Annotated in this window: 23 protein-coding genes; 14 read left to right on the top strand and 9 right to left on the bottom strand. The window is 71.8% G+C overall.

Going from position 1 to position 25405, the window contains the following annotated elements:
• Positions 1-3: 3 nt before the first annotated feature.
• From KIP79_RS16295 to KIP79_RS16265, 7 genes are all read right to left on the bottom strand, one after another.
• Positions 4-1260, bottom strand: coding sequence for a condensation domain-containing protein (locus KIP79_RS16295; RefSeq protein WP_214105656.1), 1257 nt, complete (start codon positions 1258-1260; stop codon positions 4-6).
• A gap of 5 nt (positions 1261-1265) precedes the next feature.
• Positions 1266-2747: a condensation domain-containing protein gene (locus KIP79_RS16290; RefSeq protein ID WP_214105655.1), complete on the bottom strand. Its 1482-nt coding sequence runs from the start codon at positions 2745-2747 to the stop codon at positions 1266-1268.
• 142 nt (positions 2748-2889) lie between these two features.
• Entirely contained in the window at positions 2890-3981 is a 1092-nt protein-coding gene (locus tag KIP79_RS16285) for an acyl-CoA dehydrogenase family protein (RefSeq protein WP_214105654.1), read from the bottom strand.
• A 17-nt stretch (positions 3982-3998) separates the two neighbouring features.
• Entirely contained in the window at positions 3999-5171 is a 1173-nt protein-coding gene (locus KIP79_RS16280) for an acyl-CoA dehydrogenase family protein (RefSeq protein WP_214105653.1), read from the bottom strand.
• A gap of 2 nt (positions 5172-5173) precedes the next feature.
• Complete coding sequence (locus tag KIP79_RS16275) at positions 5174-5959, bottom strand: enoyl-CoA hydratase/isomerase family protein (protein WP_214105652.1); 786 nt, start codon at positions 5957-5959, stop codon at positions 5174-5176.
• Between the two features lie 14 nt (positions 5960-5973).
• Positions 5974-6723 (bottom strand): SDR family NAD(P)-dependent oxidoreductase, encoded by a 750-nt coding sequence (locus KIP79_RS16270; protein WP_214105651.1) that lies wholly within the window; start codon positions 6721-6723, stop codon positions 5974-5976.
• Positions 6724-6733: 10 nt separating this feature from the next.
• Positions 6734-7522, bottom strand: coding sequence for an enoyl-CoA hydratase/isomerase family protein (locus tag KIP79_RS16265; protein ID WP_214105650.1), 789 nt, complete (start codon positions 7520-7522; stop codon positions 6734-6736).
• A gap of 90 nt (positions 7523-7612) precedes the next feature.
• Between KIP79_RS16265 and KIP79_RS16260 the strand changes: the two genes are divergently transcribed.
• Genes KIP79_RS16260 through KIP79_RS16250 form a run of 3 tightly spaced genes read left to right on the top strand, consistent with a single transcriptional unit; the run spans position 7613 to position 11284 of the window.
• Positions 7613-8659, top strand: a complete 1047-nt coding sequence (locus KIP79_RS16260) for a phosphotransferase family protein (protein ID WP_214105649.1) — start codon at positions 7613-7615, stop codon at positions 8657-8659.
• Positions 8646-10535 (top strand): flavin-containing monooxygenase, encoded by a 1890-nt coding sequence (locus tag KIP79_RS16255; RefSeq protein WP_214105648.1) that lies wholly within the window; start codon positions 8646-8648, stop codon positions 10533-10535. The genes KIP79_RS16260 and KIP79_RS16255 overlap by 14 nt, the downstream gene beginning before the upstream one ends.
• On the top strand, positions 10532-11284 hold the full coding sequence (locus tag KIP79_RS16250) for an SDR family NAD(P)-dependent oxidoreductase (protein ID WP_214105647.1): 753 nt from the start codon (positions 10532-10534) through the stop codon (positions 11282-11284). Before KIP79_RS16255 ends, KIP79_RS16250 begins: the two co-directional genes overlap by 4 nt.
• Before the next feature lie 3 nt (positions 11285-11287).
• On the opposite strand, the gene KIP79_RS16245 is transcribed toward KIP79_RS16250, so the two are convergent.
• Positions 11288-12430 carry an Rv3169 family protein gene (locus KIP79_RS16245; RefSeq protein ID WP_214105646.1) on the bottom strand — a complete coding sequence of 381 codons (1143 nt, stop codon included), beginning with the start codon at positions 12428-12430 and terminating at the stop codon, positions 11288-11290.
• 4 nt (positions 12431-12434) lie between these two features.
• Positions 12435-13082, bottom strand: coding sequence for a TetR/AcrR family transcriptional regulator (locus KIP79_RS16240; RefSeq protein ID WP_214105645.1), 648 nt, complete (start codon positions 13080-13082; stop codon positions 12435-12437).
• Between the two features lie 171 nt (positions 13083-13253).
• Between KIP79_RS16240 and KIP79_RS16235 the strand changes: the two genes are divergently transcribed.
• The 11 genes from KIP79_RS16235 (at position 13254) to KIP79_RS16185 (ending at position 25371) form a co-directional block, all read left to right on the top strand.
• Complete coding sequence (locus KIP79_RS16235) at positions 13254-14414, top strand: acyl-CoA dehydrogenase family protein (RefSeq protein WP_214105644.1); 1161 nt, start codon at positions 13254-13256, stop codon at positions 14412-14414.
• A 102-nt stretch (positions 14415-14516) separates the two neighbouring features.
• A complete protein-coding gene (locus KIP79_RS16230) occupies positions 14517-16094 on the top strand; it encodes an AMP-binding protein (RefSeq protein ID WP_214105643.1) in 1578 nt (525 codons plus the stop codon).
• A complete protein-coding gene (locus KIP79_RS49465; protein WP_214105642.1) occupies positions 16081-16452 on the top strand; it encodes a Zn-ribbon domain-containing OB-fold protein in 372 nt (123 codons plus the stop codon). The genes KIP79_RS16230 and KIP79_RS49465 overlap by 14 nt, the downstream gene beginning before the upstream one ends.
• Positions 16449-17570 carry a thiolase family protein gene (locus KIP79_RS16220; protein ID WP_214105641.1) on the top strand — a complete coding sequence of 374 codons (1122 nt, stop codon included), beginning with the start codon at positions 16449-16451 and terminating at the stop codon, positions 17568-17570. Before KIP79_RS49465 ends, KIP79_RS16220 begins: the two co-directional genes overlap by 4 nt.
• A 14-nt stretch (positions 17571-17584) precedes the next feature.
• Positions 17585-18715, top strand: a complete 1131-nt coding sequence (locus KIP79_RS16215) for a hypothetical protein (protein ID WP_214105640.1) — start codon at positions 17585-17587, stop codon at positions 18713-18715.
• Positions 18712-19881 (top strand): thiolase family protein, encoded by a 1170-nt coding sequence (locus KIP79_RS16210; RefSeq protein ID WP_214105639.1) that lies wholly within the window; start codon positions 18712-18714, stop codon positions 19879-19881. The genes KIP79_RS16215 and KIP79_RS16210 overlap by 4 nt, the downstream gene beginning before the upstream one ends.
• Positions 19882-19884: 3 nt before the next feature.
• Positions 19885-20346 (top strand): Zn-ribbon domain-containing OB-fold protein, encoded by a 462-nt coding sequence (locus tag KIP79_RS16205; RefSeq protein ID WP_214105638.1) that lies wholly within the window; start codon positions 19885-19887, stop codon positions 20344-20346.
• Between the two features lie 9 nt (positions 20347-20355).
• The gene (locus KIP79_RS16200) at positions 20356-21975 is read left to right on the top strand and encodes a class I adenylate-forming enzyme family protein (protein WP_214105637.1); all 1620 of its coding nucleotides are present in this window, start codon (positions 20356-20358) and stop codon (positions 21973-21975) included.
• Positions 21972-22940 carry a DUF7064 domain-containing protein gene (locus KIP79_RS16195; RefSeq protein WP_214105636.1) on the top strand — a complete coding sequence of 323 codons (969 nt, stop codon included), beginning with the start codon at positions 21972-21974 and terminating at the stop codon, positions 22938-22940. Before KIP79_RS16200 ends, KIP79_RS16195 begins: the two co-directional genes overlap by 4 nt.
• Entirely contained in the window at positions 22937-23968 is a 1032-nt protein-coding gene (locus KIP79_RS16190; protein ID WP_214105635.1) for a phosphotransferase family protein, read from the top strand. Before KIP79_RS16195 ends, KIP79_RS16190 begins: the two co-directional genes overlap by 4 nt.
• A 212-nt stretch (positions 23969-24180) precedes the next feature.
• Complete coding sequence (locus tag KIP79_RS16185) at positions 24181-25371, top strand: ABC transporter substrate-binding protein (RefSeq protein ID WP_214105634.1); 1191 nt, start codon at positions 24181-24183, stop codon at positions 25369-25371.
• Positions 25372-25405: the final 34 nt, after the last annotated feature.

The following is a 25405-nucleotide window of genomic DNA, read 5'->3' as shown; positions in this document are numbered from 1 at the left end:
CGCCTACCCGGCTGCCGCGCCCGCCACGACGAGCGATTCCATGTCGCGGAGCAGCGTCTCCAGGTCCCCGGCCTGGAGGTAGTGGGTGTCGGCGGTGATCATGATCTTGAGCTCACCCGGGTTCCCGGTCACGTGCACGCAGAACCGGCAGTTGAGTTCGTCCAGGCCGCTCTCCGGCTCCATTACGGTCTTGCCCGGCTCGGCCCCACCCGGGATCGGCACCCCGGTGGTCTCCGCCGTGCGCTGATCGTTGAAGCAGCACAGCGGGTCGGCCCCGGCCAGCCGCGCGTTCAGCGCCGCCTGGTCGTAGTAGGCGTGCCGGTACGCGCGCAGCGCGGCGGCCCTGGCGCCGGCCATCACCTGGTTGAAGTCGGCCTGGCCTGAGTCGACCACGAGCAGTCCCAGCTGGGCCAGCGAGGTGACCACCTCACTGTGCCTGGCCAGGAAACGGTTGTTGACCAGCGGCGTCATGGCCGACTTCGGCCGCCCGGCCGCCCGGCCCACCAGCACGCAGGAGGCCACCAGCAGGATGGTGGACCCGTTGACGCCGTACCGCTGCGCCAGCACGCGGGAGGCCTGGTCCATGGCGGGCGAGAACATCACCGCCCGCTGGTAGCGCGGGCCGCCGTTGGGCTCGCGCCGCCGGTCGAGCAGCGGCCCCCCGAGGGACCGCGCCGCCCAGAACTCCAGCGCGCGTTCGCTGCGGGACACGTCCGGCCCCGACTGCGCGGCGACCAGCTCGCGCAGTTGCTCCGGCTCGCCGTCCGGGGCGCCGCGCAGCAGGGTCAGGCGCAGGTCCCTGGCGACCAGGTCGGCCGCGTACCCGTCCGCGGCGACGTGGCCGAAGACCAGCACCACTTCGCGCACCCGGCCGTCCGACACCACCAGGGCCACCCGGAGCGGCCAGTCCGCGGTGAAGTCGAACCGCACCCCCAGCAGCCGTTCCTCCTCGGCGGCCGACTCGACGATCTCGACCGGTATCGCCCCGCCACCCGCCACGACCTGGTACGGCTCGCCGTCGGCGCCCTGCCGTACCCGCGTGCGCAGCGAGTCGTGCCTGGCCACCACGGTGCCGAGCGCGGCCACCACCGTGGCCACGTCCGCGGCGGGCGCCCCGCGCGGCACCGGCACCACCCTGCTGAAGTTGAAGTACCGATCCCCGGACGGGCCGACCTGCCGGATCGCCTCCCAGATGGAGCGCTGGCCCCAGGCGAGCGGGCCGGTCCAGTCGTCCTGGCCGGTGTCGAACGTGGCGTGCACGCGGGTCAGGCCCCCGATTGGGTGGAGGCCTGGGCGACGGCTTCGGCCACGCCCACGACGGTCGGGTTGTCGAAGAACACGTCCATGGGCACCTCCACGTCGTACTGCTTGCTGATCCTGGCGATGATGTTGATGATCGAGATGGAGTGCCCGCCCAGGTCGAACAGGTCCTCGTTCGGCCCGACCTGCTTGAGGCGGAGCACGTCGGCCCAGATCTGGCGGACGGCTTCGACGAGCTCGGGGGGCGCGGTCGAGGCGACGGCGGCGGGCCCGGCCTGGCGCACCTGACTGGTGCGGGCTCCCGAAGACAGCAGGATTAGCTCCGACACCGGGGTGTCGGGGGACTGGCCGAGCACCGCCCGAAGGTCGGCCGCGACCAGCTCGGCGTCCGCTTCGGTGAGCACCCGGGGGTCGTAGCGGAGCCAGGCGTCGAGGGTGCCGGGGCCTTCGACGGCCTGCAGGTGCAGTGCGCCGCGGGCGCCGCCGTTGAACATCGCCCAGTCCACGGCGACCGCCAGGCCGGGGAAGTCGGGGTCGGGTCCGCGCCGCCGGTAGCTCACCGAGACCGGGGTGAGCGAGCCGCGTGGCGACAGGCCGCCGACCGCCCGCGCCAGCGGCACCTCGCGGAAGGCGTAGACGGCGCGCAGTTCCTCGCGTACCTGGCGGGCGAGCCGGCGGAAGGTGCCGCCAGGCTCCGGCCTGGCCACCACGGGCAGCTCGTTGACCAGCAGGCCCAGGGTTTCCGCGGTCTCCGGCCTGCGGGTGGACAGATCCACCGAGACGATCGGCTCGCGGGCGCCGTACCGGTGCAGCAGCGCGTGCAGCGCGGCCAGGACGTGTTCGAACGTGGTCACGCCCAGGTCGCCGGAGTCGGGCAGTTCGGTCAGCGCCACCACGCTCGCGCCCGGCCCCGGACGCCGGGACGCGGTGTTCTCGCCGCTCGGCAGGAAGACCTCGAACTGGTCGCGCCAGCGGGCCTTCCAGAAGGTCTCGGCCTCGGTCAGCGACTCCTCGACCCGCTGGCGTTCGGCCTGGATCACCTCACGGTACGGCGGGGCGGCGGGCGCCACCGGACGCCCGGCGTACAGGTCGGCGAGGTCCCTGACCAGGAGGTCCTTCGACATGCCGTCGAAGACCAGGTGGTGGGCGACGAACAGCAGGCGGTGGCGGTCCGGCCCGATCTCCGTCAGGGTGAACCGCGCGAGCGGCCCCCAGCGGACGTCGAAGTCCGGTTGCTGCTCCGGGCCTTGTGTCACGGTCGGCGCGATGTCCGCTCGGACGATCAGCAGCTCGCCGTCGTCCTCCTGGAAGGCGGCGTTGAGGATCTCGTGCCGGTCCAGTAGAGCCTTGCAGGCCGCGAGCAGCGCGGGAACGTCCAGCGGTCCCTTGAAGGTGATCGCCAGCGGCATCTGGTAGGCGGTGCCTGATCCGGCCAGCTCGTTGATCCACATGCCCCGCTGTAAAGGTGAGGCGGGGTTCCTGGCCATCCATGACCTCCATCGGGACTGGGGGGATCGCCCGTACCAGAGCCTTCGGAGAACGTCTGCGCGCGACCGTGGGAACGCTCCCACGGCAACGAGGGTAGGAGCCGGGGATCTCCATCGTCAAGGTTGTCTCAGGGCGGCACGGTCACCAGAGAGTCCCGGCGATCGCCTCCAGGTGGGCGCGCCTGGTGCCGAGCTGGAGTTCGAGCGTCTTGGCCCGCTGCGAGAACAGATGGAGCGGGGCCTCGCGGACGTAGCCCATTCCCCCGTGCACCTGGTGGGCGTGGAGGGTCACCGCCACGAAGGCCCGGCTCAGCCAGGTCTTGGCGATCGCGACCTCGGCACGGGCGGGTCGTCCGCCGGCGACCAGCCAGAGCGCCCGGTGGGCGGCGGCCGCACCGGCGGCCACCTCGATGGCCATGTCGGCGATGTGGTGCTGAACCGCCTGGAACGAGCCGATCGGGCGGCCGAACTGGTGGCGCGTCCTGACGTACTCCGCCGACATCTCCAGGACCCGCTCCGCGCCGCCGAGCATCTCCATGCACTGGAGGGCGACCATCGCGTCGCGGCAGGCCAGGTAGGCGTCGAGCGACGCGCCGGCCAGATGTGCGTCGGCCGGTACGGACACCCCGTCGAGCGTGATCTCGTCCTGCCTGTCGTGCCCGAAGGTCTGGCGGCGCACGATGGAGACCCCGGGGGCGTGGGCCGGAACCAGGAAGAACGCGAGACCGGTGTCGGCCACCGCCGCCACCACGATGGTGTCCGCGCTCGACGCGTCGGGCACGAAGTCCTTGACGCCGGTCAGCGTCCAGCCGTCCCCGGCCCGCGTGGCCGCCGTCCGGAGGAGGCTGGGATCACCGTCGGTGGACGGCTCCGCGAAGGCCACCGTGGCCAGCCGTTCACCGGCGCAGAGCGGGGCCAGGAACGACGCGCGCTGCTCCGCCGAGCCGAGCCGGTCCACCAGCAGCCCGGCGAAGACGGTACCGGCGAAGGTCGTCGGCGCGGGAGCCCGCCCCGCCTCCCGGAAGGCGATGCCCAGGTCGAACAGGGATCCGCCGCTGCCCCCGACGGACTCCTCGAAGGCCAGGCCGAGGATGCCGGCCTGGGCCAGCGCCGCATGTAGCTTCGCGGAATGGGTCTCCTCAGCCAGGGCCGGCTCCGGCGGATACTCGCTTTCGAACACATCGCGGCACAACGCCGCCAGGTCGGACTGGTCGGCCGAGTACGTGAAATCCATGTGGGTCCTTCCCGGGGTCAGCGGCGTCCCGACCGCGGGAGCCCGTGGCCGCGCTGGGCGATGATGTCGCGCATCACCTCGTTGGTCCCGCCGCCGAAACGGAACAGCGGCGCGAGGCGGTAGGTGTGTTCGAGCAGACCGCCGAGCGGCGCCCGCGGACCGGCCAGCTGGCCGTGCAGGCCGAACAGGCTCATGCCGACCGACCCGATCTTGGCCCGCAGCTCGGTCACCAGGACCTTCAGCATCGTCGCCGGCACGGTCTCCACCACGCCGTCCACGCCGCCCGAGGCCACCTGGTAGGAGAGCAGCCGCGCGACCTCGACCTCGGCGTGCAGTTCGGCGATCGCCAGCCGGGCCACCGGGTCCTCGCACAGCAGGCGGCCGTCCACGACGGTCACCCTGGCCGCCTCGATCAGCTCGTCCACGACCCGGCGCAGGCCGCCCACGGAGCCGAGATGGCCGCGCTCGTTGTCCAGGGCCGCGACGATGTAGTCCCAGCCCCGGTTGACCTCGCCGATCAGGTGGTCGCGGGGCACCCGTACCGAGTCGAAGAAGACCTGGTTGGTGCGGTGGTCGCCCCAGGTCCAGATCGGCTGGACGGTGACGCCCGGCGCGTCCAGCGGCACGATGACGATGGAGATGCCCCGGTGCCCGGGGTCGGGACCGGTGCGGACCGCCAGCCACTCGTGGGTCTGCGTGTGCGCGCCGGTGTTCCAGATCTTGTCGCCGTTGACCACCCACTCCTCGCCGTCGAGGACGGCCGAGGTACGCAGCGCCGCGAGGTCGGTGCCGGCGTCCGGCTCCGAGTAGCCGAGCGCGAACCGGATCTCGCCGCTGCGGATCCCGGGCAGCCAGCGCTCCTTGTTCGCGGGCGTGCCATGCCGGATGATCACCGGGGCCAGCGAGGTGATGGTCATGTCCAGCATCGGAGCGCCGGCGTACTCGAACTCGTCGACGAGGATCAGCCGGCGCAGCGCGTCCAGGTTCCGGCCGCCGTACTCTTGCGGCCAGGTCAGCGACATCCAGCCGCGCTCGCCGACCTTGCGCCAGAACGCGGCCTCCGCCGGGCCGCGCCCGGCCGGCCGTGGCTCGGCCAGCTCCGCGCGCAGTTCGTCGGTGACGGCGTCCGCCAGGAAGCGCCGGACCTCCTCCCGCCATTCGAGGTCCCGCGCGGACAGTTCGACGTCCATGGTCACCGTCCCTTGAACTCCGGCCGGCGGCGCGCCAGGAAGGCCGCCGGTCCTTCCTTGGCGTCTTCGGTCTCGCCCACGGCGGCGGTGGCCGCCGCCTCGGCCTCGAACGCCGTCGCCCAGTCCTGGGTGTGCGTCTCCAGGGCGATCCGCTTGATCGTCTGGACGGCGATCGGCGCGTTGGCCGCGATGCGCTCGGCCAGCTCCGCGGCCCGCGCCAGGAGGTCGCCGCCCGGCACGATCTCGCTGATCAGCCCCCAGTCGAGGGCGGTCCGCGCGTCGATGTGGTCTCCGGTGAGCAGGATCCGCATCGCGTGCGCGTACGGGACCTGGCGGGTCAGGCGGACCATGGACCCGGCGCCGGGCACGATCCCGAGCTTGGCCTCGGGCAGCCCGAACGTGGCGTGCTCGGCGGCGATCCGCACGTCGGTGGCCTCCAGCAGCTCGGTGCCGCCGCCGAGCGCCCGGCCGTTGATCGCGGCGATGATCGGCTTGTAGAGCGGCTCGTCGAGCAGGAGCGCCGCCCGGTAGTCCGGCGGGGCCTGCGCGCTGCCGCCGTCGGCTCCGGTCCGCGGCGCGATGTACTCGCCGATGTCGCCGCCGCAGCAGAAGTCCTCGGTGCCCGCGGCGGTCAGCACCGCGACCCGGATCCGCGGGTCGGTGCGCACCTCGTCCCAGGCGCTGGCCAGCAGCCGGAACGACTCCGCGACGAGGGTGTTCTTGCGTTCCGGCCGGTTCAGGGTCACCCAGGCGACGTGGCCCCGCCGTTCGTACCGGACTGTTTCCATGGTGTTCTCCGTCCTCATCCGAGGAACAGCCCGCCGTTGACGTGCAGCACCTGGCCGGTGATGTAGGCGGCCTCGTCGGAGAGCAGGTAGCCGACGGCGCTGCTCACCTCCTCGGGGCGGCCGGTGCGGCCGGTGGGGATGTCCGCGCCCATCGTCTCGAACTCCTCCCGGGTGTAGACCTTCGCCAAGTTGGGGTGCCAGATCAGGCCGGGGCTGACCACGTTCGCGGTGACGCCTCGCGCGGCGTGGTCCAGCGCCACCGACCGGGTGAAGCCGACCAGGCCCGCCTTGCTGGCCGCGTACGCGCTCTGGCCCTCGGCGGGGCGGTGCGCGTAGTAGGACGACAGGGTGACGATACGGCCGAAGCCGCGAGCCGCCATGGCCGGGGCGAAGGCGCGGGTGAACAGGAACGTGCCGAGCAGGTTGACCCGCATCACCAGGTCCCACCGCCGGGTGGTCAGGTCGGCCAGGCCGGACCTGGACTGCACGGCCGCGTTGTTGATCAGGTAGCTGACGGTCAGCCCGTCGTCGGCGAGGGCCGAGGCGAGTGAGTGGACGGCGCTCTCGTCGGTGATGTCGAGTTCGTGGAACCGGAATCTGCCCGGGTGCCGCCGCTCGGCGCCGGTGGTCGAGCCGTCGCGGTCGCAGGCCACGACCGTGAGGCCCGCGTCCAGCAGGTCCTCGACGATCACCCGGCCGATGCCCCCGGCCGCGCCGGTGACCACGGCGGCGTCCGGGCGGAGGGTCATGCGGTAGGCGCACATGGCGGGCGGGTCACGAGGCGGGCTGCCGGTCCTGGTCGGTCCGGTCGTAGAACTGCTGGAGGCGCCCGCTGGTGGTGGGGTTGGCGATGATCGAGTAGCCGTACAGGGCCTCCAGCCGGAGCTGGTCCTCAAGCGACTTGCCGACCATCGAGAGGATCGTCTCCTTGGCGAACCGCACGGCGGACTGGTCGTTGCGGAGGATGCTCCTGGCCGTCGCCTCGGCCGCCGCGATCAGCTCGTCGTCCGGCACCACCTTCGAGACCATGTTCATCTGGAGGGCCCGTTCCGCGTCGATGGGGTCGGCGGTGAGCAGCATCTCCAGGGCGGCGCCGACGCCGCAGATGTTGACGAGCCGGACGATGCCGCCGTCGCCGTGGTGGTAGCCGCGCCGCGGCTCGTACGAGCCGAACCTGGCCGAGGCGGCCGCGATGCGGATGTCGCAGGCCAGCGCGATCTCCAGGCCGCCGGCCAGCGCCCAGCCGTTGATGGCGCCGATGACGGGCTTGTAGAAGTCGTGGATGCCGCGGGTGATGCCGCCGAGGCCGCGGGTGACGCGCTGGCGCACGTCCCACGGGGTCGCGCCCACCCAGGAGGGGATGAACTTCTTGAGGTCGGCTCCCGCGCAGAAGCTGTCGCCGGTGCCGGTGAGGATCGCCACGCCGACCGAGTCGTCGTCCTTGAAGTCGTTGAAGATCTCCCACATGGCGTCGTCCATCGCGGGGTCGATCGCGTTCTTGACCTCCGGGCGGTTCATCCGGACGTAGGCGATCCCGTCCTTCTTCTCGTAGACGACTGTCACGATGTTCCTTCCGGGCGGGGTAACGGTGTTACATTGAAAGTACAGTGTTACGGTAGGTCGCGCAACGTGGCTGATCCGGAAGGGAGTTCCGTGTCCGAGCTCGACCTACATGAGGTGTCGGCGGTCGCCGAACGCCTCGCCGCGTGGGCGCGGGCGTTCGTCCACCGGGACGCCGTGGTTGACGACGTCCGCCCCCTACCTGGGCATTCGGGTCACTCGTACGCGTTCCAGGTGTCATCCGGCCGCGCGCCGGAGCGGCTGGTGCTCCGGGTCTCCGCGCCCGGGGCGCGGAGCGGATCCCACGCGGACGCGACCCGGGTCGTTCCCCGGCTCACGTCGATGGCCGCCTGTGGTGTGCCGGTGCCGGGCGTGCGCTGGTGGAGCGGCGCGCCGGACTGGTTCGGCGGATCCGCCACCGTGGTCGAGTTCGTGGCGGGGTTCACCCTGCCCGACATCTTCGACCTCGCGGCCACCGCGCCGGATCACGACGTGGACGTGGCGGCGGTCTTCCGCAGCGCGGTCGGCGCGCTGGTCCGCATGCACGCGATCGACGCCGGGCCGCGGTTGTCCGGCTGGGGCCGGGCGAAGAGCCTGGCCGACGTGGTGGACGCCTCCACCCGCCCCCTCCAGACCGCCCCCGACCGGGCCTGGATCGACCACGGCCTGCGGGTGCGGGACGCCCTGCTCAGGGAGATGCCACCCGAGCGCGCCCCGGGCGTGGTGCACAACGACTTCTACTCCAACAACTGGATCGTCGGCCCGTCCGAGCTCCACGGGGTGCTCGACTGGGAGAGCAGCTTCCTCGGCCAGCGGACCATGGACGTCGGCTGGCTCTGCATGATCTACGACCCCGCGTCGTGGAGCCCGATCCGCCGTCCGGCGATGGGCTGGCATCCGACACCCGCCGAGCTCGTCGGCTGGTACGAGGAGCTGTCCGGCGGACCCGTTCCCGACCTCACCTGGTTCCGCGCCCTGGCGGGCTACCGCCTGGCCTGCGGCACCGCCTACTACCTGGACCTGCACCGTCGAGGGCGGCGCCACGACCCGATGTGGGAGGACGCGGGACAGTCCTTCCCGCACCTGCTCGACCGCGCCCTCGAACTCCTGTCGAAAGGGGACGCCGATGGCGCAATCTGACCGTTGGGCCCGGCTCGTCGGCGACGCCAACGTCCCGGCGCTGCTCATGATCGTTTTTCAGTTCACCGGCGACGGCCGCTGGCTGGCGGCGCCCTACGCGCCCACCCGGTCACCCGGGATGGAGGAGCACGACGACGGCGGCCTGCCACCGGAGATCCAGGCGGAGATCCGGGCCGAGGCCGCGCGCTGCCTGGCGCGGATGGCGGCCGGCGAGGCCCCGGCCATCCCGTCGCCCGGCACCGCGACCGTCTCCACCATGCTCTCGGTCTGCATGGGGGAGGAGGTCCCCATCGAGTACGCCGCGATGCTCCTGGCCGAGCGCGACGCGGCCACCGTGCCGCCCGGCCAGGCGCCGCGGGTGACGGGCGAGCACTCGACGGTGCTCGTCATCGGCGCCGGAGTGTCGGGCCTGACCCTCGCGTACGAACTGGGCCGGGCGGGCATCGACCACGTGCTGGTCGAGAAGGCCGACGACGTCGGCGGCTGCTGGCGCGACAACACCTACCCCGGCTGCGGCGTCGACACCCCGAGCCACCTCTACTCGCACTCGTACTACCGCTACGACTGGTCGCGGTACTTCGCCAAGCGCGACGAGGTGGTCGCCTACCTGCAGCGGATGACCGACGACCTCGGCCTGCGGCCGAGCGTGATCCTTGGGCGGGAGGTCACCTCGCTCGACTGGGACTCCGGAGCCCAGGTCTGGCGGATCACGATGCGGGACGGCGTGGGCAGGACGACCACCCGCACCGCGCGGGTCGTCGTGGGCGCCACCGGGCAGCTCAACATCCCGAAGATCCCGCGGATCCCGGGGGCGGACACCTTCACCGGCGCCATGTTCCACTCCGCGCGGTGGCCGGGCGACCTGGACCTGACCGGGCGGCGGGTCGCCGTCGTGGGCACCGGCGCGAGCGCGATGCAGGTCGTGCCGAACATCGTGGACACGGCCGGCTCGATCGTCGTCTTCCAGCGGTCTCCCCAGTGGATCGCGCCGAATCCGGTCTACTTCGCCGACTTCACCGACAGCAAGCGGGAGCTGCTCCGCGAGTCGCCGCACTACCGCTTCTGGTACCGGGCCCGGCTCGCCTGGATCTACAACGACAAGGTGCACCCGTCGCTCCGCCGCGACCCCGAATGGGCCCACCAGGACCGCTCGATCAACGTGGTCAACGAGGGCCACCGCCGGTTCTTCGAGCGCTACCTGCGCGCCAAGCTCGCCGGACGGGACGACCTGATCGAGAAGTCGCTGCCCGGCTATCCGCCGTTCGGCAAGCGCATGCTCCTCGACAACGGGTGGTTCGACGCCATCCGGCGTCCGCACGTCGAACTGGTCGCCGACTCGGTGGCGTCGATCGAGCCCACCGCCGTGGTCGGCGCCGGCGGGGCGCGCCGCGAAGTCGACGTCGTGGTCCTGGCCACCGGATTCGAGTCGCTCAAGCTGCTGCACCCCGTCGCGGTACGCGGGCGCGACGGCGTCGAACTGCACGAGGTCTGGGGGGAGCAGGACGCGCACGCCTACCTCGGCATGGCACTGCCGGGCTTCCCGAACCTGTTCCTCATGTGCGGGCCCAACACCAACCTGGGCCACGGCGGCAGCTGGATCCAGATGGCCGAGTTCCAGGCGCGCTACATCACCGCCGCGGTACTGGCCCTGGGCGAGCGCGGCGCCACGTCGGCCGAGTGCAAGCCCGGCGTCGAGACGGCGTACGTCACGCGCGTCGACGAGCTGCACGAGCAGATGATCTGGACCCACCCGGGCATGGACAACTGGTACCGCAACGCCGCCGGCCGCGTGGTCACCAACTCGCCGTGGCGCATCGTGGACTACTGGGGACTGACCCGCGGCTTCGACCCGGACGACTACCGGTGGTCGGCATGAGCGGGCCTCATGTCCTGGTCGCGGGCGGTTCCGGGGCGATCGGGGGAGCGGTGTGCGAGTGCCTGGCCCGCGACGGGCGCGACGTCGTCGTCGCGTACCGCGCGGGCCGGGCGGCGGCCGAGGCCGTCGCGGAGCGGGTCCGCGCCGCGGGCCGGGCGGCGCGGACGGTACAGCTCGACCTGACCGATGCGGACGCGGTGGCCTCGACGGTGGCGGACCTGACGTCCTTGGTGGAACTGGACGGCGTGGTCTACGCCGCCGGCCCGCCGGTGCCCATGCGGCATCTCTCGACGATCAGCCCCCGGGAGTTCCGCGCGCAGCTCGACGGCGACGCCGTCGCCTTCTTCAACCTGGTCAGCCCGCTGATCGCGCATCTGCGCGGCACCAGGGGCGCCGTGGTGGCGGTCACCACGACGGCGCTCGCCCGGTACTCGGTCAAGGACGTCCTGTCGGTCGCGCCCAAGGCCGCCGTCCAGGGGGTGGTCCGGGCGATCGCCGCGGAGGAGGGCCGGTTCGGCGTCCGGGCCAACTGCGTGGGCGTCGGGGTGATCGAGGACGGTCTCTTCGAGTCGCTGCGGGCCCAGGGGGCCTACACCGAGGAGTTCCTCGCCGCGGCCCGCCGCAACGCCGCGCTCCGCCGCTTCGGCACGGCGGCCGATGTGGCGGAGGCGGTGGCGTTCCTCATGTCGCCGCGCGCGGCCTGGATCTCGGGCCAGAGCCTGAACGTGGACGGCGGCTACGCGCTCTGACCGTCACGGGGTGAGCGAGGCGGCCAGATACGGCTCGAAGCGGCCGAGCAGGTGGTGCTCCACGTGCGCGCGGCCGGTGGCGCCGTCCGCCGCGACGAGGCGGCAGGGGTACTCGATCGGACCCAGGCGCTTACGGACATCGAGATGGGGTGGCCCGGTGCGGCCGAGCTTCGGGTCGGCCGGGTAGGAGTCCTGCTCGGTGTGGAGGACTCCCGAGCGGTACACACCGGCGCTGCCGCCGTCGCTCCACCCCGAGTGGTAGCCGAATCCCTGGAGATCAACCGGGGTGCCGTCCAGCTCGATCCGGTACTCGTGCCAGTTGCCCCGCTCGTCCAGCAGGGCGATCTCCCCGCCGGAGATGTTGCGGGTGCCGTCGAAGTACGCCAGCCGGTGGCGGAGCGCGGTGAGCCGGACCGTGGTCCCGTCGGGGGAGGTCAGCGCGCCGTCGAAGTCCAGCGTGTCGCCGGTCTCGCCCTCGTGGGTGTGGAAGAAGCCGATCGACCCGCCGATGTCGAAGTGCACCCAGAGGCGGAAGCGGCGCTCGTCGGCCTCGTGCCCGGCCCGCTCCGTCAGCCCGCCGTGCCACGTCTTCGGGCCCATCGCCGAGCGGATCCCCCAGGAGTGGTCGCGGACGGCGAGCCACCCGTCGACCTCGGTGCGCTCGCCGTCGATCTCGACGTGGCCGGTCGCCGCGCAGTGCTGGCTGTAGCGGACGACGTCGTTGATCAGGTGGCCGTACTTGCGGTGCTGGTGGGGCTGCTCCAGGAACGGGGCGGCCTGCGCGTGCAGCGTCACGTCGAAGGCGAGGCCGATCACGCTCTCCTGGAGCCGGAGGGTGAGCTCCTTCATCGGCCGGGTGATCTCGACGCTCAGCGGCCCCAGCCGCAGCTCGGAGTAGGCCGGCCGGAGGGCGCGGGACAGGCGCACCGTGGTCTGGACGCCGTCGCGGGCGTAGCCGGCCCAGCCGTCCATCACGTTCATGTTGGGGTGGAGCCGGAGCCCGCACGAGACGTAGAGCCCGGAGCCGAACATGCCGAAGTAGTAGCCGTCGTTGAAGTGCACGTCCGAGGTCGCCGGGTAGTTCAGCGGGGTGGGGTGCTGGTGGAACGGCAGATCGTCGACGTCGTGAATATCGTGGATGTCCATTGCCTCACTCGCGGCGTGGTTGCGACTGCACCTGGTTGAGATAGTGGTCCAGCAGGCTGTCGGCGTCCTGGTCGAGGAGGAACAGCCGCCGGGTGTGGAACATGAGCAGCAGGCCGAAGGCGTAGGTGGAGGCCTCGGTCGAGCGGGCCAGCGCGTCCTGTTCGGTGGCCAGGCCGTCGGCCACGAACGCCTCGCCGATGGCCTGGAACACGCTGGTCATCACCGCGTTGAGCTCGGTGTTGAGCTCGGTGTTGAGGCCGTGCGGGCGGATTCCGTCGTAGAGGTGGAAGCTCAGCTCGAAGTCGCGCGGCCGGGTGATGTAGTAGCGGTAGAGGGTCCGTACGCACCGGGACACCCGCTGGCCCTCGCCGGTCTCGTCGGCGAGTTGGGCCCGGATCTCGCCCAGGAGGATTTCGAGCGACTCGCGCACGATGTCGCCGTACAGTTCCTCGACGCTGCCGTAGTGGGTGTAGATCGCGCTGGTCGCGTATCCGGCGGCCTTGGCGATCTCCCGGACCGAGGTGTCGCGGATCCCCTTCTTCGAGAAGACCTCCTTCGCGGCCTCGCGCAGCAGGCCTCGCTTGAAGTCCGTCACCGCGGCCCGGGCTGAGCGGGGCGGTGTCTCTTTGGCCTCTTTGGCCTCTTTGGTCATGGTGGATCCTCTGGGCACTCGGCGGGATGGTGTCCACGGCAAGAGCCGTCATCGTAGTCGAACCGCTGTTACGGTCCCCAACGCGCTCAGGTCTTGCGTAACAACGTTACACGGATGATACGTTGTTATCAACGTGACCGGTTCACGTCGAGATCGAGAACAGAGGTACCGATGACGACTCCCCGGACGGACACCCGAGAGATCCGCGAACTGGCGGCCAAGGTGGCGCAGGAGGTGTACGGGCCGATCGCCGCGGAACTCGACGAGCAGCGCCGGCCCGTCCCGGCGGCGGACCGGCGCAGGCTGGGCGAGCTCGGCTTCCTCGGGATCGCCCACGAGGAGCGTTTCGGCGGGTCCGGAGCACCGCTCACCGACGCGCTGGCGGTCATCGAGGAGTTCGCCAAGGTGTGCCGGCCGGCGGCGTTCCAGATCTTCGAGGCCAACACCGGCCCGGCCCAGACCGTCAACCTGCTGGCCACCGAGGAGCAGAAGCGACGGTGGCTCCCGGCGATCATCTCGGGCGAGAAGACCATGGCCGTCGCCATGTCCGAGCCCGAGGCCGGCTCGGCCGCGACCGACATGAAGACCACGGCCCGGCGCACCGGCGACGGCTGGGTGCTCAACGGCGCCAAGCGCTGGATCTCCAACGGCGGCGAGGCCGACCAGTACCTGGTGTACGCGCGGCTTTCCGACGCCCCCGGCGCCAAGGGCATCGGCGCGCTCCTCGTCGAGGCCGACATGGCGGGCGTGAGTTTCGGCGCGCCCGAGCGGCTGATGGGATTCCGCGGGATCCCGTCGGCGGACGTCTACTTCGACGACGTGGTGGTTCCACCCGAGAACCTCGTCGTCCCGGCGGGCAGCTTCGCCCGGCTCTTCTCGGCGTTCTCCGTCGAGCGCCTCGGCAACGCCACCGTGAGCCTGGCCATCGGCCAGGCCGCCCTGGACAGGTCGGTGCGCTATGTCCAGGAACGCGAGCAGTTCGGCAAGCCGCTCGTCGAGTTCCAGGGCGTCCAGCTGGTCCTCGCCGACATGGTCCTCCAGGTGCGGGCGGCGCGTCTGATGATCGAGCGGGCGGCGGGGAACCTGCGGCCGGGGGAGCTGCCCGAATCGCTGGAGGTCTCGCTCGCCAAGTGCACGGCCAACGAGATGGCCAAGCGTGTCTCCGACCTGGCCATGCAACTGCACGGCGGCAACGGCTACACCGAGGAGTACGGGATCGAGCGGTTGCACCGCGACGCGCACGGCTGGGCCATCGCGGGCGGCACGCCGACCATGCAGCGAGTCCGGATCGTGTCGGAGCTGCTGGGCCGCCGGTTCGACCAGCGGCGCTAGTCTGCGCACACATTTCACGTGGATGAATCCGGTATTACGGCCATTGCGAAACAGTGTGTTATGACTGTAACGTTGTTTCCAGTTCAGGAGTGGAGGCCATCAGTGCGCAGCCTCGGCGAGGGTTTGGAGAAGTCGCTACGGCTCCACCGGGAGCACGTCGCCATCGAGTACACGCCCGATTCCGGCCCCGGATCCCACGCGCTCACCTACGGCGGTCTCGACCACTGGTCGGCCGACGTCTGCGACGCGCTCCGCGCACGCGGGGTCGGGCCGGGCGACCGGGTCGCGCTGATGCTGCCGAACTGCCCCGAGTACCTCGTCTGCGCCGTGGCGGTGGCCCGGCTGGGCGCCGCCAAACTGCCGGTCAACCCCGTGCTCGCCCCGGCCACCATCCGCTACATGCTCGAACTGGGCGACGCCAAGGTCCTCGTCGTCGGACCGGGACTCGCGGAGAAGGCGAAGGCGGCGCTCGACGGCCTCGACATCGCGGTCCTTCAGACGGTGCCCGGCATCGACGGGGCCGATCCCCTGCCGGAGGCTCCCGCCCAGAACGGGCCCCACCGGACGATCGCCGCGCCCGTCGACCCGGACCTGCCCGCCGTCGTACAGTTCACCGGCGGCACCACCGGCCGGCCGAAGGGCGTGCTCGCCACCCAGCAGGGCACCCGCGACTTCCACCTCGCCCAGCTCATCGAGGGCGAGATCCGGCGGCAGGAGCGGATGCTGCTGATGACGCCGGTGTCGCACGCCGCCGGGGCGTTCGCCGAGACCGGCCTGCTGCGCGGCGCGACCATCCTGCTGCACGAGTCCTTCGACGCCGGGCGCACCGTGCACAGCCTGCGCCACGCCGGGGTGACCTGGACCTTCCTCGTCCCGACGATGCTCTACCGCATCCTCGACGCCCTCCCGCCCGAACTACGCGACCGGGCGGCCGGGCTGGCCCTCGACACCGTCGTCTACGGCGCGGCGCCCATCTCGCCACGCCGTCTGGCGGAGGCTCTGGCGGTGTTCGGCCCGGTCTTCGTCCAGCTCTACGGCCAGAGCGAGTGCCCCAACTGGGGGACCAGGCTCGCCAAGGGCGACCACGACCCGGCCCGGCCGGGACTGCTCGCCTCGTGCGGCCGGGCGTCGTTCTTCGTCGACGTGCGGATCGTCGACGACGAGGGCCGCGACCTGCCCACCGGCGAGACGGGAGAGATCTGCCTCCGCTCGCCGTACCTCATGCACTCCTACGTCAAGGACCCGGACGCCACGGCGGCGAAGTTCCTCGCCGGGCCGGGCGGCGACCGGTGGATCAGGACCGGCGACCTCGGCGCGATGGACGGCGACGGGTTCGTCTACCTCAAGGATCGGAAGGCCGACATGGTGATAACCGGCGGCATGAACGTCTACTCGCGCGAAGTCGAGGACGTGCTCACCAAGCATCCCCTGGTCCGGGCCGCCGCGGTGATCGGCGTCCCGCACGAGGACTGGGGCGAGGCCGTGCAGGCCCTGGTCGTCGCCGAGGACGCGGTCACCGGTGACGAGCTGAAGGCATGGTGCCGGGAGCGTCTGTCCGCCTACGCGGTGCCCAAGCGGTTCGAGTTCGTCGGCGGGTTCCCCGAGACGCCGTACGGCAAGATCGACAAGAAGGCGCTGCGGGCCGCCTACTGGAAGGACGCCGACCGTGCCATCAACTGAGCCCGCCCCCGTCGACCCGCGGCCCCGGGTCTCCCCGGTGGACGGCGTGTTCGGCGTCGACGGCTACCGCTGTGCCGCCTGCGCCTACCCGGTCGCCATCGCGGTGGCCGTCTGCCCGAGCTGCCAGGGCCCGGTCGAGCCGGCCCGGTTCGGCCCGGACGGGACGGTCTGGTCGTCGACCGTTCTGCGCATCCCGGTGCCCGGGCGGCCGGCGCCGTACGTGGTGGCCTATGTGGACCTCCACGGCGGCCCGCGGGTGCTGGCCCACGTCGGCGGCGACCGGCACCTGCCGGTCGGCACACCGGTACGGCTGACCGCGCCGGGACCCGGCGGCGACGTCACGGTGAGCACGCGATGACCGCGCACATCTGGGGCGTCGGCTCGTCCGCGTTCGGCAAGCAGCCGGGCAGGAGCACCGCCGCGCTCGCCTGGGAGGCCGTCGGCGAGGCCATGTCCGACGCCGGGGTGCGCCGGTTCGACGCGGTCTACGTCGGCAACGTCTTCGGCGAGCCCGGCATGGCCGCCCGCGCCCTGCTCGGCCTCGGCATCCACGGCCTGCCCGTCCACACGCTGGAGAGCGCCTGCGCCAGCTCGGCCGCGGCGCTCGCGGAGGCCAAGCACGCGGTGGAGAGCGGGCGCCACGAGACCGTCCTCGTCCTGGGCCTGGAACACCTGACCTCCCGCTTCGCGGGCGCGCTGCCCGCCGAACCCCGGGACTTCGAGGGCCGCTCCGGGCTCGCCACCCCGGCCATGTACGCCATGGCGGCCCGCCGCTACCTCGACGTCCACGGGGTCACCGCCGAGCAACTGGCGAAGGTGGCCGTGAAGAACCAGGGGCACGGCATGGGCAACCCGAGGGCCCAGTACCGCAACCGGGTGACCGTCGATGAGGTGCTCGCCTCCCGGATGATCTCCGACCCGCTGACCCTGCTCCAGTGCTGCTCGCTGTCGGACGCGGCGGCCGCCCTGGTGGTCGGCCCGCGCCGGCGCACCGCCAGGGACGTCGCGGTGGCCGCCGCCGAGTACACGACCGGCGGGCTGTGGGACCACACCAGCGAACACGTGTGGGGGTTCGAACTGGCCCGCGACACCGCGGCCAGGGCCTACGAGCGGAGTGGAATCGGCCCGGCCGACGCCGACCTGTTCGAGGTGCACGACGCCTTCACCATCGGCGAGATCGTCAGCACCGAGGCGCTCGGTCTGGCCGCCGTGGGGGAGGGGGCCCGCCTCCTGGACACCGGGCACACCGCGCTCGGCGGCAAACAGCCGGTCAACCCGTCCGGTGGGCTGCTCTCCCGCGGCCATCCGGTCGGGGCGACCGGCGCGGCCCAGGCCTGCGAGGCGGTGTGGCAACTGCGCGGCGAGGCCGCGGGACGCCAGGTGGAGGGCGCCCGCGCCGCGGTGATCGAGACGCTCGGCGGCGGGGTCGGCCTCATGGACGGCAACGCCTGCGTGGTCGCCGTACTCACCCGATGAAGGAAGGCACACGAGTGACGGAAAGAATCGCCATCGCGGGCGTGGCCGCGGCGTACGGCCGCGACCATCCTGCGCCCAAGGCCGACGAGGTCGTCTTCCAGGTCTGCTCCGCGGCGCTCCGCCAGGCGGGACTGCGCGGCCAGGACGTCGACCAGGCCATGCTCAGCTCGCTCGACCTCTACGACGGCCGCGCGATCTCCAACGGCCTCCTGGTGCCGGCGGCCGGCGGCTACCTCAAGGACGAGTCGCGCATCGAGGGCGACTCCTCGCTCGCCGTCGTCGCGGCGGCGGCCAACATCCGGGCCCGGCAGGCGGAGGTCGCGATGGTGGTCGCGGTCAGCCTCCCCGAGATCGACCACGAGCAGGCCGCCGACGCCGCCGAGCTGCGCCGCTTCACCGAGACCATCAGCAACTACACCTTCGACGCCCACCACGCCCGGCCGCTGGGCATGTCCGCCGGTGTCGCCCTCGCCCTGCACAGCGCCCACACGATCGACCGGGGCGAGATGACCAGGGAGGAGATGGCCCGCCGCGCCGCCGCCGACATCAGCCGGGGCGCGAAGACCGCCTGGTCGGACCGGCGGACCGAGGTCACCCCCGAGGAGGTGCTCGCCGCGCCCGGCCTCGCCTGGCCGGTCACCGAGCTGATGCTGCCGGGCGAGTGCCCCGGAGTCGTGGCGATCGTCCTGGCCAGCGAGGCCCGCGTCCGGCGGGCCAAGGGAACCCGGGCGTGGATCCGCGGCTGGGGCACCGCCACCGGGCGCCATCTCGCCGCGCCCGGCTGGCTCGCCGATCCGGCGGATGCGACGCGAGCCGCCGCGACCAAGGCGTACGCCAGAAGCGGGATCGCCGACCCCGCCGAACTGGAGGTCATCGAGACCACCGCGCTGACGCCCGCGTTGCAGCCGCCCGTCGAACGCGCGCTCGGCCTGGACGGCGACGGCGACCCGCGGGTCAACCGGACCGGCGGGGCGACCAGCTCCTACCCGGGCCTCGCCAACGGCGCGCTGCGCGTGCTCAAGGCCGTCGACGCGCTGGAGAACCTGGGCTCCGGCGGACCGGCCCTGGCCGCCGTGCACGCGACCGACAACCTGATGGGGCCGATCTCCGCCACCTCGGCGGTCCTGGTATTGGAGCGGGCATGAGGAACCATGCGGCGGTCGCGGGCGTCGGCCTGACCGCCACGACATCCCCGGGACGGCAGACCGCCTCCAAGACCGAGCTCTGCCAGGAGGCGGTCGACCGGGCGCTGGCGCACAGCGGGCTGCGGCGCGCGGAGATCGACGCCGTCGTGGTGGGCAACATCGACGGCTTCGAGGCCACCAGCACCGCGGGCCGGACCATCGTCCCGGCCCTCGGCCTGGCCCCCGGCACGTCGGTCTACATCGTCAACACCGGCGGCACGACCGGCGGCGGCGTGTTCAACCTCGCGGCCAGCCTGGTCCGCGGCGGCGAGGCCGAACGGGTGCTGTGCGTCGGCCCGTCCACCTTCGACGGTCCCGTCGACCTGCAGGCCGTCATCAACACGGCCCTGCCGGTCGCGATGGAGCAGCCGCTCGGCATCGACGGCGTCCACGTCGGCGGCATGTTCGCGGCGGCCTACCAGTCCAGGTACGGCGTCGCCGACGAGGTCCTGGAGCTGTGCGCGGCGCAGCAGCGCGAGCACGCCGCGAAGAACCCCTACGCGCACATCCGCAAGCCGCTGCCGCCGGAGACCGCCGCCACGCCGATCACCACCCCGCTGACCCTCGGCATGGTCTGCCCCGTCTCCTCCGGCGCCACCGCCGTGGTCGTCACCACCGAGACGATCGCGCGGCGGCTGGACCGCAACCCGGTGGTCCGCATCGCCGCGTACGGCTCGGTCGCCGACACCCACCTCGGGACCGGGCGCCACGACTTCAGCTCGTGCGAGGTGCTGGCCCTGCTCGCCGACCGGATCTACAAGGACGCGGGGATCATGGACCCCCGCCGGGAGCTGGACGTGCTGGAGATCTTCTCCCCATACGCGCCGATGCAGCTGATCCTGCTGGAGGATCTGGGGATGTGCGGCCGGGGCGAGGCGCCGCACCTGGTCCGCGACGGATCCCTGCACGTGGACGGCGACCTGCCCACCAACCTGTCCGGTGGACCGCACTCCACCAATCCCGGTGTCGCGGCGCAGCTCGCCCCCGTCGCCTACATCGCGCTCCAGTTGATGGGCCAGGCGGCCGGCGGTGTGCAGGTGGCCGAGGCCCGGCGGGGCCTGGCGCACTCGACGGGAAGCGCCTGGTGGCAGTTCCACACCCTCGCCATCCTTGAGAAGACGGAGTAAGGCATGACGGAGTCGCTCGTCCACAGCGTCAACTGGAACATCGATTACAAGGTCAACCTGGGCCGGGCGTGGAGCCGGTTCCTCGTCTCGCTCCGCGACGACCGGGTCATCCTCGGCACCACCTGCGGGTCGTGCGACAAGACCTATGTGCCGCCGCAGGCGTACTGCGAGGCGTGTTACGAGCCGATGGACGCCTGGGTCGAGGTGCCGCCCACCGGCACCCTGGAGGCGGCCACGATCGCGCAGCACGCGTTCCAGGGCGGCCCGCCGGCGCCGTACGCGATCGGCGCCATCGCGCTCGACGGCACCGACACGCTCTTCATCCACCTGATCTCCGGGATCGACCTGTCGGACCAGGAGAACGCGCGGACGCTGCTGCGGCGCGGCACCCGGGTACGGGCCGTCTGGTCGCAGGAGCGCACCGGCTCCATCCGCGACATCGACCACTTCGCCCCCGTCGGGTAGGGGAGAGCGATGAATCTCGCCTGGTGGCTCGACCGCTCCCGCGCTGAGCGCCCGCAACACCCCGCGCTCATCGAGTGCGACTCGGGGCTCACCGTCGGCTACGCGGAGCTGGCCGACCGCGCGGACCGGATCGCCGGCGTCCTGGCGGACCTCGGCGTCGGCGAGGACGACATCGTCGTGACGCTGATGCCGGACGACGCCTGGCACGTCGCCACGTTCTTCGGGGTGCTCAAGGTCGGCGCCGTCTTCTCCGGGTTCAACCGCGTACTCGCCGAGGAGAAGTTCGTCGCCGACATCGAGCGCATGCGGGCCCGGACGATCGTCGTGTCCAGCGCCTTCCTGCCGACCGCGGAGCGGCTGCGCGCGGCCACCTGCCTGGAGCTGATCCTGGTCTGCGACGAGGAGCGGGCCGACGGCCGGCACAACCTGCGGCCACTGGCCGAAGCCCACCGCGGCCTCGGTCGGGTGACGCCCCGCACCGAGGACCAGCTCGCGGCGATCAACTACACCGGGGGGACCTCGGGCGTCTCCAAGGGCGTCATGTTCACCCACGGCACTCTGGGTCTGTCCGCCCGGCTCACCGCCTCCTACCAGGGCATGACGTCCGGGGAGCGCAACCTCTCCTTCATCAGCCTCTACCACTCCGGGGGCATCCACGACGCCGTCACCTGGGCGATGCTGGGCGCCACCAACATCCTCACCGGCGGCTGGCGGGTCGACCAGTTCGTCCGTGCGGTCGAGCATTACCGGCCGACGTGGATGAAGGCGTGGGTGCCGACCATGGTCCGCGACCTCTTCCGGCACCCCGAGTGGGAGAACGTCGACCTGCGCGGGATCAGCTGCTCACTGGGCGGCGAGAAGGTGCCCAAGGAGATGCGCGAGGCGCTGCGCGCCCGCGGCATGCGGGTCACCGACACCTACGGCCTGACCGAGTCGATGCCGTGGCTGGTCCTCGGCGCGCCGCTGGTGTACGGCGACGAGGCCGACATCCCCTCCGGCTCCTGCGGCAAGCCGCAGCGGGAGTTCTGCGAGGTCGTCCTCAAGGACCCGGAGACGGGCGCGGTCATCACCGAGCCTGACGTCCCCGGCGAGGTGTGCATCAGGGGCGGCGTGGTGTCGCCCGGCTACTACAACGACCCGGAGCGTACGGCGGCCGCCTTCGACGCCGACGGCTTCTTCCACACCCGCGACCTGGCCTACTTCGACGCCGACGGCTGGTACTACATCCACGGCCGGGTCGACGACATCATCAACTGCGGCGGGGAGAAGGTCTCCCTGGTCGAGGTGGAGAACGTCCTCAAGGCCAGCCCGCTGGTCCGGGACGCCGCCTGCGTCGGGGTGCCGCACGAACGCTTCGGCGAGATCCCGGCCGCCTGCGTGGTGCCCGCCGACGACCTCGACCTCGACGAGCCGGCCCTCGCCGAACGGCTCGACGCGCACTGCATCGCCGCCTTCGAACGCTGGAAACGGCCACGCCTGTACGTGAAGGTGGACGCGGTGCCGCGTACGCTGCCCAAACGGACCAAGGACATGGCCGCCCTCCGCGCGCTGGTGGCGGAGGTGAGCCTCCGCGACGAGGAGGGCGTCACCTCGCTCGGCAAGCACCTGGCGCGGCGGGGGCGCGCATGAGGCCTGAACTGCTCCGCCACCACCCTGCCGACGACGACCGGCACTACCGGGAGAGCCTCTACTTCAACCTTGGCGACCCGGACTCGGGCGTCGGTGTCTGGATCTACTTCTGGACCTACGCCAACCAGAACGTCACCCGGGCGCTCATCGCGCTGTACAAGGGGATCTGGCCCAAGCCGATCCTCACCCGGCAGGCCCGCCAGGGAAAGGCGACGATCACCGGCTCGGTCGGCGACGACCGCTGGCTCTTCGTCGCTCACGCGGCCGGGGACCAGTCGTACGGCGAGGACTTCGACGCCGTCTCGTTCGGCGGCCTGGAGATCGCCCTGACCGCCACCGGCGGCGGTCACCGCCACAGCGTCCGCTACACGGACGGCGAGGGCGCCCTGATCGACCTGGACTTCGCCGCCCGCGACCCGCTCTGGCTCTACGGCGACGCCGCGCACGGCTGCCCGCCGTGGCTGGGCACGGACCGCTACCACCAGGCCGTCCTCGGCACCGGCACGGTCACGATCGGCGGCAGGACCGTGGCGATCGACGGCGTCGGCGACTCCGACCACTCCTGGGGGTCGCGGGACTACAAGCGGATGGCCGCCGCCGACTTCGACTACTGGGCGTGGTGCTCGCCGGACGCCGCCGACCAGCTGTCGCTGTTCCGGCTCCGGGAGCCGGACCTGACCCAGTATCTGGGCCACCTCACCGTCGGCGGGGAGACGTCGGAGGTCGCGGACGTCGGCGACGGCATGGCGTACGACGACCACGGCGTCCCGCTCGGCGGCCGGCTGGTGGTGACGGACAGGCTGGGCCGCACGGTCGAGGCCCGCGCCGCCGCGCCGTACTCGGCCGTCGGCTACGGCGACCCCGAACGCAGCTGGTCGGGCGGGTACGAGTCGGTGACCCGCTACGAACTGGCTCCCGGCCGGACGGTCGCCGGGCTGTACTCCTACTCCCGGCTGGGCGCGTGAGCGCGGTCTTCCTCGACCCGGACGAGGTGACCCGCCGCCTGACGGAGTGGGCCCGCGCCGAGCTGTACGCCGACGCCGAGGTGTCCGGCGTGCGCCGCCTCCCCGGGCACTCCGGGATCTCCTACGTCTTCACCGTCCACCCGGCTGAACGGCGGTTCGTCATCCGGTTCGCCCCGCCGGGGGTGCGCGGCTCCGAAGGCGCCGACGTGGTCCGCCAGGCGCCGGTGCTGACGGCGGCGGCCGAGGGCGGGGTGCCCGTGCCGGCGGTGCGCGCGTGGAACAGGGACGGCACCCGGTTCGGCGCCGAGTACCTGGTGGTCGACTTCGTCGAGGGCCGGTCGATCGGCGACCTGTTCGTGCCGGGCGCCGCCCCGGCCGGCGATTTCGACGTGACCGCCGTCTTCCGCGACGCGGTCCGGGTCCTCGCGGCCGTCCACCGGGTCGACTGCCGGTCGCTGCGGTGGTGGGACCGCCCGCGCGACCTGACCACGATGATCGACTACCTGGTGCCCGCGCTGCGCAGGGCCGAGGACCCGAGCTGGCTCGACCACGGCCTGGCCCTCCGGCAGGCCCTGCTCGACCGGCTCCCGCGCGCGCCGCGGATCGGCCTGCTGCACAACGACTTCTACTCCAACAACTGGATCGTCGGCCACGACGACCGGATCGCGGCCGTCCTGGACTGGGAGACCTCCTGCCTGGGGCCGGTGGGCGCCGACGTCGGCTGGCTCTGCATGATGTACGACCCGCCGTCGTGGGCAGACTCGCAGCGCAGGTCGATGGGGTGGCATCCCACCCCTGACGACCTGCTGCATTGGTATGCCGAGGCGGGTGGCCCCGCCGCCGAGGAGCCGGACTGGCCCTCAGACGCGAACTGGTACCGGGCGTTCGCCGGATTCCGGCTCGTCTCCGGCACGTGCCACTATCTCCGCCTGCACCGCAAGGGCTACCGGGTGGACGCGACCTGGGAGCATTTCGCCGACTCGGTGCCCGCGCTACTGACGCGCGCCATGGAGCTTCTCCACCACTGATCCGACGCCGGGGCCACGTGCCCCGGCGTCGCCATGCCCTTTTCACATCCCCTGATGGACCGCGTGAGGCAGGTCACGTACGGGTCTGGACACCTGTCTGTAACGGTGTCACAATCTGGGGACGCTGTTTCGAGAAACAGTGTTACAAAGCAAGGACGACGCTCCACAAAGTGGGGTGAGTCCGCGGGCGCGCCCCGTTGTAAGGAGATCCCGTGAGGAAACTATGCGTATTCGCAGTCGCCTCCGTCGGCGTGCTGGTGCTGGCGGGCTGCGGCTCGACCGGCGGCTCCGACACCGGTGGAGATGCCACCGGGCCCATCGAGCTCTTCCAGCTCACCGAAGTCCAGTCCGCGACGACCTCACTGCCCATGACCGAGACCTCGGCCAAGGCCGCGGTCGCGCAGATCAACGCCGCCGGTGGCATCAACGGCCGCAAGCTGGTCCTCACGACCTGCAACGAGGCGGGCGACCCGAACACCGCCATCAAGTGCGCACAGCAGGCCGTACAGGACCAGAAGTTCGTCGCCATGGTCGGCGGCTTCAGCCTCTTCGGCCCCCAGGTCAACCCGATCACCGAGGCCGGGAAGATCGCCAACATCGGCCTGGACGCCGTCACCCCGAACGACGGCCAGAGCATGGCCAACTTCGTGTTCGATCTCGGGGTCCCCGGCTACAGCGCGATGCCGGCGGTGGCGCGGAAGTACCTGAACGCGACGAAGGCCGCGTCCTTCCTGCTCGACTCGGCCGCGGCCGCGTCCATCGACTCCTACTTCAAGTCCGGCGCGGAACGGGCGGGGGTGCAGATCGTGAAGACCGTCAACGTGCCGGTCGACGCCGTGGACTACACCCAGTTCGTCGCCCAGGCCGAGGACGCCGGCGCCGAGGTGATCCTGTCCGGCATGTCGGTCAACAACAATCTCGCCCTCTGGAAGGCGCTCGAATCCTCCGGCTCGAAGCTCAAGACCGTGATGAGCGACGGCGGCGTCTCGCAGTCGCTGATCGACCAGGCCGGCAAGAACGCGACCGAGGGCAACTACACGGTCAACGGCATCCCGTCGACCGAGGCGTCCAACCCGACCGGCAAGGCCTACCGCGAGGCCATGGCGGCGTACGCCCCCGACGAGAAGGTGATCGCCGGGGTGGGCATGCGCGCCTGGCTCTCCGTGCACCTGTTCGCCGAGGTCGCCAAGAAGATCGACGGGCCCGTCACCCGCGAGTCGGTGCTGCGGGCGATGAGCGCGGTCAGCGACATGAAGTTCTACTGGATCGACGCGCTCTCGTTCGACAAGCCGGGACCGCTGGCCGAGTACCCGCGCATCGCGTCCACGCTCTGCTTCCCCAGCAAGATCACCGATGGGAAGTACCAGCCGCTCGACGCCTTCGACCCCTTTGCCCGGCAGTAGGTAAGTGACGGCAGCCGCGTGCCGCCGCCCGGCG

The organism is Acrocarpospora catenulata (assembly GCF_018476525.1).
GTDB classification, from domain to species: Bacteria; Actinomycetota; Actinomycetes; order Streptosporangiales; family Streptosporangiaceae; genus Acrocarpospora; species Acrocarpospora catenulata.
This window is presented reverse-complemented; position numbering and strand designations above follow the sequence as displayed.